The following is a 7,325-nucleotide window of genomic DNA, read 5'->3' as shown; positions in this document are numbered from 1 at the left end:
AAGCAGAGTTATGAAAATACGGTCGCTCTTGCTTGTGCTTATATCTGGCTCAAATTATGAATGTTCAACACGCCCTAATTATATGGGTAAGCAATTGATAAATATTAATAGTTACGACTTAGTTGTACATATAGGTCAAGGGAAAACAGGCACAACATCTATTCAGAGGTTTTTAAAAAGAAACGCTGAGCATATTGGTAAGCAGGGAATTCAGTATCTTGACTACTATCTTGAGACTTTAATCGACAATAAAATCGGTCAACAGATTTTCAGAGATGTTAATAAGGTGCCCACAAAAGATTCGATTATCTTTAAATCCTTGAATAGTGCATTAGAGACTAGAAAGCGTAACACTACATTACTATGGAGTAATGAGTCTATCTTAAAAAATAAAAATGTGCTTGAGGCAATTTTAGAATTAAGAAAAGACTATAAGATATGTGTAATAGCTTATGTCCGTAATTTAGATAGCTTGTCAGTAAGTGCTTATTCACAGTGGGGGATAAAGCATAAAACTTATAGAGGGGTTGTAAAAGGCTATATAGATTTTTGTAAAACTAGATTCGTCTACAGCAGCTATTCCTGTTTATTGCAATGGGAGGAAGTATTTGGAAATGATTTTTTTATAAGGAATTTTGATGCTGTAGAAGATGCTCTTACAGATTTTTTAGAAACCTTACAAATCCAAACTGTAGAGCCAAAACTTGAGAACTCTAAAAATAATGTTAACCGTCTTCGGAAGAGTTTTATTTATGGTCACTCTATAACTCTCTTAATGAAAGCCCTATTTCTCCGTCACTTTTTCGGAGTTTTTTAAAACGAATGGATTTCAAAACAAAAGAACTTAATACTCTTTTAGATATGGATATGAAAACAAGATTTCCCTCACTTGATAATATTCAAGAAGTGTTTCATGACCATAAGAATATTATAAATGAAGTAAATGCTTTGATGATGAGAAAAGGACAGCCCAAGCTTAAACGGTCAGAGCTTAATAGCTATCCAGTAGGGGTTTACGACCAAGATAAACTAATTAAAACACTGGCTTATATGGTAATTAAGCTAGATAGAAGGATTGCCGATCTAGAAGATAGGTGAACATCTTGATAAACTAGTTATTAGATTATTTTAAGAGAATAGTAGGTAGTATTTTATACCCATAATATAGAATTTCAATATTATGAGTTTCTATGGGTATTTTCTAAATTACCTAGAATCTGAAGCGATATATAGCAAACACTTATTAATCATCACAATTATAGGAGTGACTAGGTGAAAAGACTAATTGTTCATATAGGGTCGGAAAAAACTGCAACAACACTCATACAAAGATTTCTACAAAAAAGTCGTCAAGAACTGATGACCCAGGGGATTTACTATCCCGAAATTGGTTTTAATAGTATGGCTCACTCTTCATTAGTCGCTCCTCTGCATGAAATTGACCAGGGTAGACCCCTAGAGTTTGCTCCAAATCAGGTTGTGGGTGCGTATACGATTGATTCAGAGTGGGCTCCTCTCATTAATGAGATAAACAAAAGAGAAGATATTCATACTATTATTCTAAGTTCAGAACATTTCTCATCTCGGCTGAGAGATGAAGGAGTATCTGCTCTAAAACAGATATTGCTAGATATGCATGCTACAGTAGATATAGTTTACTATTTTCGTCGACAGGATGATTTGCTTGCATCAGCGTATAGTACTCATATAAAGTCAGGCGGTAAGTTATCTTTAGAAAAATTCTATAATAATAATAAAAACTCTGATTGGTATTATAATTTCGAACATATAATATCTGTATGGTCTTCTATCATAAATCCATCTCGAGTAATTGTAAGACCTTATGATTTAGTTAAAAAATATATATTAGTTGATTTTTGTAAGTCAATAGGTCTGTATGATGAGATGTATAACCTTATAGGTGGCTTCAACGATAAGTCTGAAAATGAATCTTGGAGTCCTAGAATGCTGAAAATTGCGAGGTTGATAAATGTTCATAATTTGATAGAAAATAATACAGAACGAACTGGTACCTTGTCTAAAATAAATAAAAAGTTGTTTGTAGACGATATTAAAGGCAATATCTTAAGTCAAGAGCAGAGGGATGAGATCTTAAAGATATATGAGCTGAGTAATAGAAAATTATGCGATAGGTATTCTTATAATTACGATGAGATTTTTACTCAAAAATTAGATCAAGGTAGCTTAAGCCCAGATGCTATTAATTTCGGTATAAAGGATTTTCTAAATCTTATAATTAATCTTACAGACTAGAAAAATCTAAGATTACTGGTCACTTATTGATTTAATAGTTTTTGTAAAGCTTTAAGGTAGCTTTTATGTTGAATACAGTTTTAGATTGGATTAACTATACAATTGATAATACCTGTGAGTTCTTATCGAAGGAGCAATGGTCCCAGAGTTCTATAATCAGTTCCCAAGAAAAAAGAGAGATAGAGAAGATAGTTAAATTCACCAATAGTAAGTTGTTTGGTTTGTATTTACTAAAAGCAAAGTCCAGGAGAAGTGATTCTAGCAGCGCTTTAAATCATACTGATGAAGTGCAAATAGACTTAAATGTGTGCTACTCTGTAATGCTTAGTATCTCTAAGAATATACTAATAGGACATAATCAAGGTGTAATATTTGTTATTTTTCAAGAAGTTACATCATGTGATTGGATTTATTTCCCTAAATTTAACATTTATTTTTCTGAAGCTTATGCAACTAATAAGAATGTTAGAGATAACATTAGATTACTTTCTAAATTTATTAGTAGAAGTATAGCTTCCAGGGATACAATGGAAGTTTCATGGAGATCATCTCCTAGTATAAATGGTATTTTAGTGGGAAATAATAGGCCTTACCATTATTTCTACGATACTCTTATCATGGCTGAGCTCTTAGCTAGAGAAAATATACTGTATCAGTATAAAACAATTGAGATATCAGGTAGTCGGTTCTTAGACCTTAGTAGTCTTTTCAATATTAAAAACTGTGACAGTATATACGCTGACTTTCTAGCAATAAATGAGTTGACTGACAGAGAAGGCTTAGTCTTTTTTAAAGTGGGGATGAGTTATCACCGCTTCAAGAAAGATAGAGATGTAAAGCTATTAGTAGAGTCTGTCGATAAGAGAGTTAATGCATATTGTAATGACTTGTTCTATAGCAGTTCACTTCACAAAACAATTATAGAAAAAAAGAGAAATGGTTACTACGTTTTATGGCTTGGTATATCTACTGAAAAAAGATCATTAAAAAACCAAGTTAGTATTTTCACCAAATTGATCTGTCATCTTTCTTCATTTCATAAATTATGTGTAGTTGTTGATGGTCTAACCGCTTCAATCACTGATAATAATGAAGCCGTCCCTGTAGAAAACAAGTATAGCGTTAATGATAAAATAGCTTTTATGGATTTAAAAAAGGCCTGTCCAATGGCTTTCTTTATATCTTTATTAAATTCTAAAGCTTCTGATAAAGTAGGTGTAGCACACTTAGTAGACTTCCACGTGTGTTCGGGTGGGACAGGATCTATATGGACGTCAAGGTTAGCAAGGGCTAATGGTGTATTGCATGTAAGTCAAGCTATGTATACCTCAGCCAAAAATAGCCATATTCATCATAATAGTATTTTTTTCCCTAGAGAGTTAATCGAGGACTTTGCAGAAGAAGGGCAGGGTAAATCTATATTTAATGTGTCATATACAATTAATGCAGTGGATTTTTTAAGTTTTTTTAAGAAGAACTATCGTGTTATTTCTAGCAAATGATACTATTTTAAGTTTTTTGAGTATTGTACATTGAAAATACAGTAACTCTATCTAGAGCCATTAGAAGATTTAAGCCAATAAGAATGACGCATAAATTTGCATAGAGGTAAGAGAGCTCAAAGAGCTGAATTGTCCTTACATTCCTAAAGATAGAGACAGTTATAGACATTAGTTTTAAGTCTGAAGTATTTTTCTTAACTACGAGTTCGCTTTAACGAGAAAGGTGCTATCAAAGTATCTTTAAAAGATATAATCAGTCGAGTTGAGTTAGCTATCAAGGTGACCCGCTCTTTAAAAGGGGTTAGTCTTAATGTAAATAATGGCTTAAACTTTAAAGGTTTATAGTTCGGAACCAAAAGTATAAATAATAAGGTGTAAATATGTATTTATTAGACTGCACACTTCGTGATGGTGGATATTACAACTCATGGGATTTCTCTCAAGAGGTTATTGAAGAGTACCTAGAAGCGATGGCAGCAGCAGGGGTCAATATAGTCGAGCTTGGTCTGCGTTCATTAAAAAATAGCGGCTTTAAAGGTGCCTCAGCCTTTACCACAGACGACTTCATTAATAGCCTACCTATTCCTGATGGCTTAACGGTTGGTGTTATGGTGAATGCATCTGAATTAGTAGGTGACACCCCTCAGCTGGAGGTGCTAGAAGCACTTTTTCCTGTATCAGCGGATGAGTCACCAGTAGATTTGGTACGTATTGCCAGTCATGTATATGAATTCGAGGGGGCATTGCAGGCTGTGAGCTGGCTAACAGACAAAGGCTACCGTGTTGGTTTTAACCTCATGCAAATCGCTGACCGTACCGAAGAAGAAGTCATTAAGCTTGCACAGCTTGCTAAAGAGTATCCCTTAGACGCGCTTTATTTTGCTGATAGCATGGGTAGTATGATGCCAGATGATGTATCCAAAATTATTAGCTGGTTACGTACGCATTGGGATGGTGCTCTAGGTATTCATACACACGATAACTTAAACTTGGCACTATCGAATACATTACGTGCTATATCAGAAGGTGTCACTTGGGTCGATGCTACCGTGACAGGTATGGGTCGTGGTCCAGGTAACGCACGTACTGAAGAGCTCGCTATAGAAGTAGCAGAGCTACGTGGTAAACCAACGAACTTAGTTCCATTGATGACCATCATTCGTAAGTACTTTAAGCCGATGCAAATCCAGTATGGTTGGGGCTCTAATCCATACTATTTCTTAGCAGGCAAGTACGGCATCCATCCTTCTTATATCCAGTCTATGATGGCAGATAGTCGCTATGATGAAGAGGACTTATTAGCCGTTATAGATTACTTGCGTAATGAAGGTGGTAAGAGTTTTAGTACTGCCACTTTAAATAATGCAAGAGAGTTCTATTCAACCGAACCACAAGGTAATTGGTCTCCTCAAGAAGCTTTTGCTAATCGTGATGTGCTGCTATTAGGGGCGGGTCCTGGTGTTTCACGGCATAGAAATGCCTTGGAGAGCTACATTAAAACGCATCAGCCTGTTGTGATCGCTTTGAATACCCAAACAGGTATTGATGCTGAGCTAATCGACTATCGTATTGCTTGTCATCCAGTGAGGCTTTTAGCAGATGTAGAAGAGCATGTATCATTACCGCAGCCTCTCATCACACCGTTTTCAATGTTACCGGAGGATTTACAGTCTCAACTTTCTAACAAAGAGATTAAAGATTTTGGTATTCATGTTGAACAAGACAAGTTTGCTTTTCAGAAAAATTATTGTACGGTACCGTCTTCTTTAGTAGTTTGCTATGCCTTAGCAGCGATCACTTCGGGACAAGCTAATCGTATCTGGATTGCAGGTTTTGATGGTTATAGTGCTGATGACCCAAGAGCTATTGAGATGAAGAAAGTATTACGTTTATATAAAGAGTGCTCAGACTTAGCAATCACTGCAATTACGCCCACTACTTATAATCTACCTACTCAATCCATCTATGCGATGTAAATGACATGACAAAAGCTGTTGTAATTATCCCTGCTAGATACGCCTCGAGTCGCTTTCCTGGTAAGCCTCTAACCCATATCTTGGGTAAGCCTATGATTCTGTGGGTCGCAGAGTTATCTGAGAAAGCAGTAGGTCATGATAACGTGTATATTGCCACAGATGATGATCGTATCGCTGATGTGGTAATTAGTGCCGGTTATCAGGCTGTAATGACATCTACTAGCTGCTTGACAGGTACGGATCGTTTAGCAGAAGCTGCTAAACAGATTGATGCAGATATTTATATCAATGTGCAAGGTGATGAGCCTATCATTAATCCTAAAGATATCATTCGAGCAGTTGAGTTAAAGAAACAGAATATGGATTCTATTATTAACGGCTATTGCTGGTTAAGCCAAACGGAAGACCCTAACAGTGTCGATATTCCAAAGGTGATTACCACAGAAAGTGATCAGCTAGTGTATATGTCAAGAGGTGCTATCCCAAGCTTTAAAGCAGCTAAAGACGCACCTACCGGTTACAAAAAACAGGTTTGTATTTATGCCTTTACTAAAGAAGAGCTTTTATGGTTTTCTGATTTTGGTCGAAAAAGCACATTAGAAGCCTGTGAAGATATCGAGATTTTACGTTTTCTAGAAGCAGATAAGTCGATTCTTATGTATGAAACACACCCTGGTAGTTTGGCCGTTGATAAAGCAGAAGATGTTTTAGCAGTAGAAAGCGCAATGAGAAAGGATGGTTATGGAGATTAATAACTATAAAACTATTATCTTCGACTGTGATGGCGTGGTGCTCAACTCTAATAAAGTCAAGACTCAAGCATTCTACAATACGGCTTTAGCATTTGGCCAAGCTGCTGCAGAGCGTTTGGTCAAGTATCATGTAGAGCGTGGTGGTATCTCTCGTTATAAGAAGTTTCAGTGGTTTATCGATAACCTAAATGAAGATGATTTAGCTCAATCAAAGGATCAGCCAAATTTAGACAATCTGTTGTCAGGCTATGCAGAAGAAGTATACAAAGGTCTGCGGAGTTGCCAGATAGCAGACGGCTTAAATGAATTGCGAGAGAAAACTAAAGACAGTATATGGCTGATTGTATCTGGCGGTGATCAAGCTGAGCTTCGTGAGTTATTTGCTGAGCGTGATATTGCTAAGTTTTTTGACGGCGGTATATTCGGTAGTCCTGATAGCAAGGAAGTCATTATGAATCGCGAGCGTGAGCAGGGTAACATTAAGTCACCTGCTGTCTTTATTGGAGACAGTCAGTACGACTATACGGCTGTCAAAAGCGTTGGAGATACTGACTTTATCTTTGTTACTGATTGGAGTGAGTTTGATGATCATGTGCAGTTTTTTGGTGATAAATCATCTGTGATTGTACTGGATAATATAAGTTGTATTGATTAATCACGGTTTTAGTATAACGCTGGTAAGGTACTTAAATAGTGATAAAAAAAATTAGTATATAGTCAGTCCAAAATATAAAAGGTACAATACTTTTAAACCAAGCAAAGAGAAATATAAAAGATGACCTACTCAGCAGATTTTCGAGCACAAGTTATCAAAAACATTG

At 35.9% G+C, this 7,325-nt stretch carries 7 protein-coding genes; all 7 read left to right on the top strand.

The window, feature by feature from the left end; genetic code table 11:
- Window positions 1-817: hypothetical protein (locus HCZ91_RS13725; protein WP_218870209.1), on the top strand; the 817-nt coding region annotated here is incomplete at its 5' end.
- A gap of 5 nt (window positions 818-822) precedes the next feature.
- Window positions 823-1,098, top strand: coding sequence for a hypothetical protein (locus HCZ91_RS13720; RefSeq protein WP_179799785.1), 276 nt, complete (start codon window positions 823-825; stop codon window positions 1,096-1,098).
- 174 nt (window positions 1,099-1,272) lie between these two features.
- Window positions 1,273-2,274 carry a hypothetical protein gene (locus HCZ91_RS13715; RefSeq protein ID WP_179799784.1) on the top strand — a complete coding sequence of 334 codons (1,002 nt, stop codon included), beginning with the start codon at window positions 1,273-1,275 and terminating at the stop codon, window positions 2,272-2,274.
- A 65-nt stretch (window positions 2,275-2,339) separates the two neighbouring features.
- On the top strand, window positions 2,340-3,776 hold the full coding sequence (locus HCZ91_RS13710; RefSeq protein ID WP_179799783.1) for a hypothetical protein: 1,437 nt from the start codon (window positions 2,340-2,342) through the stop codon (window positions 3,774-3,776).
- Window positions 3,777-4,156: 380 nt separating this feature from the next.
- Window positions 4,157-5,752, top strand: a complete 1,596-nt coding sequence (locus HCZ91_RS13705) for an aldolase catalytic domain-containing protein (protein ID WP_179799782.1) — start codon at window positions 4,157-4,159, stop codon at window positions 5,750-5,752.
- Window positions 5,753-5,757: 5 nt separating this feature from the next.
- A complete protein-coding gene (locus HCZ91_RS13700; RefSeq protein ID WP_179799781.1) occupies window positions 5,758-6,504 on the top strand; it encodes a 3-deoxy-manno-octulosonate cytidylyltransferase in 747 nt (248 codons plus the stop codon).
- Complete coding sequence (locus tag HCZ91_RS13695) at window positions 6,494-7,159, top strand: HAD family hydrolase (RefSeq protein ID WP_257020083.1); 666 nt, start codon at window positions 6,494-6,496, stop codon at window positions 7,157-7,159. The genes HCZ91_RS13700 and HCZ91_RS13695 overlap by 11 nt, the downstream gene beginning before the upstream one ends.
- The last annotated feature ends 166 nt before the right edge of the window (window positions 7,160-7,325 follow it).

Source organism: Psychrobacter sp. BI730, from assembly GCF_013414195.1.
Lineage (GTDB): Bacteria > Pseudomonadota > Gammaproteobacteria > Pseudomonadales > Moraxellaceae > Psychrobacter.
Note: the sequence above shows the minus strand (reverse complement) of the source record. Positions and strands in the feature narration are given on the sequence as shown.

Coding starts and splice junctions, on each gene's coding strand:
- HCZ91_RS13720 (WP_179799785.1), top strand. CDS start 823: ATGGATTTCAAAACAAAAGAACTTAATACTCTTTTAGATATGGATATG.
- HCZ91_RS13710 (WP_179799783.1), top strand. CDS start 2,340: ATGTTGAATACAGTTTTAGATTGGATTAACTATACAATTGATAATACC.
- HCZ91_RS13705 (WP_179799782.1), top strand. CDS start 4,157: ATGTATTTATTAGACTGCACACTTCGTGATGGTGGATATTACAACTCA.
- HCZ91_RS13700 (WP_179799781.1), top strand. CDS start 5,758: ATGACAAAAGCTGTTGTAATTATCCCTGCTAGATACGCCTCGAGTCGC.
- HCZ91_RS13695 (WP_257020083.1), top strand. CDS start 6,494: ATGGAGATTAATAACTATAAAACTATTATCTTCGACTGTGATGGCGTG.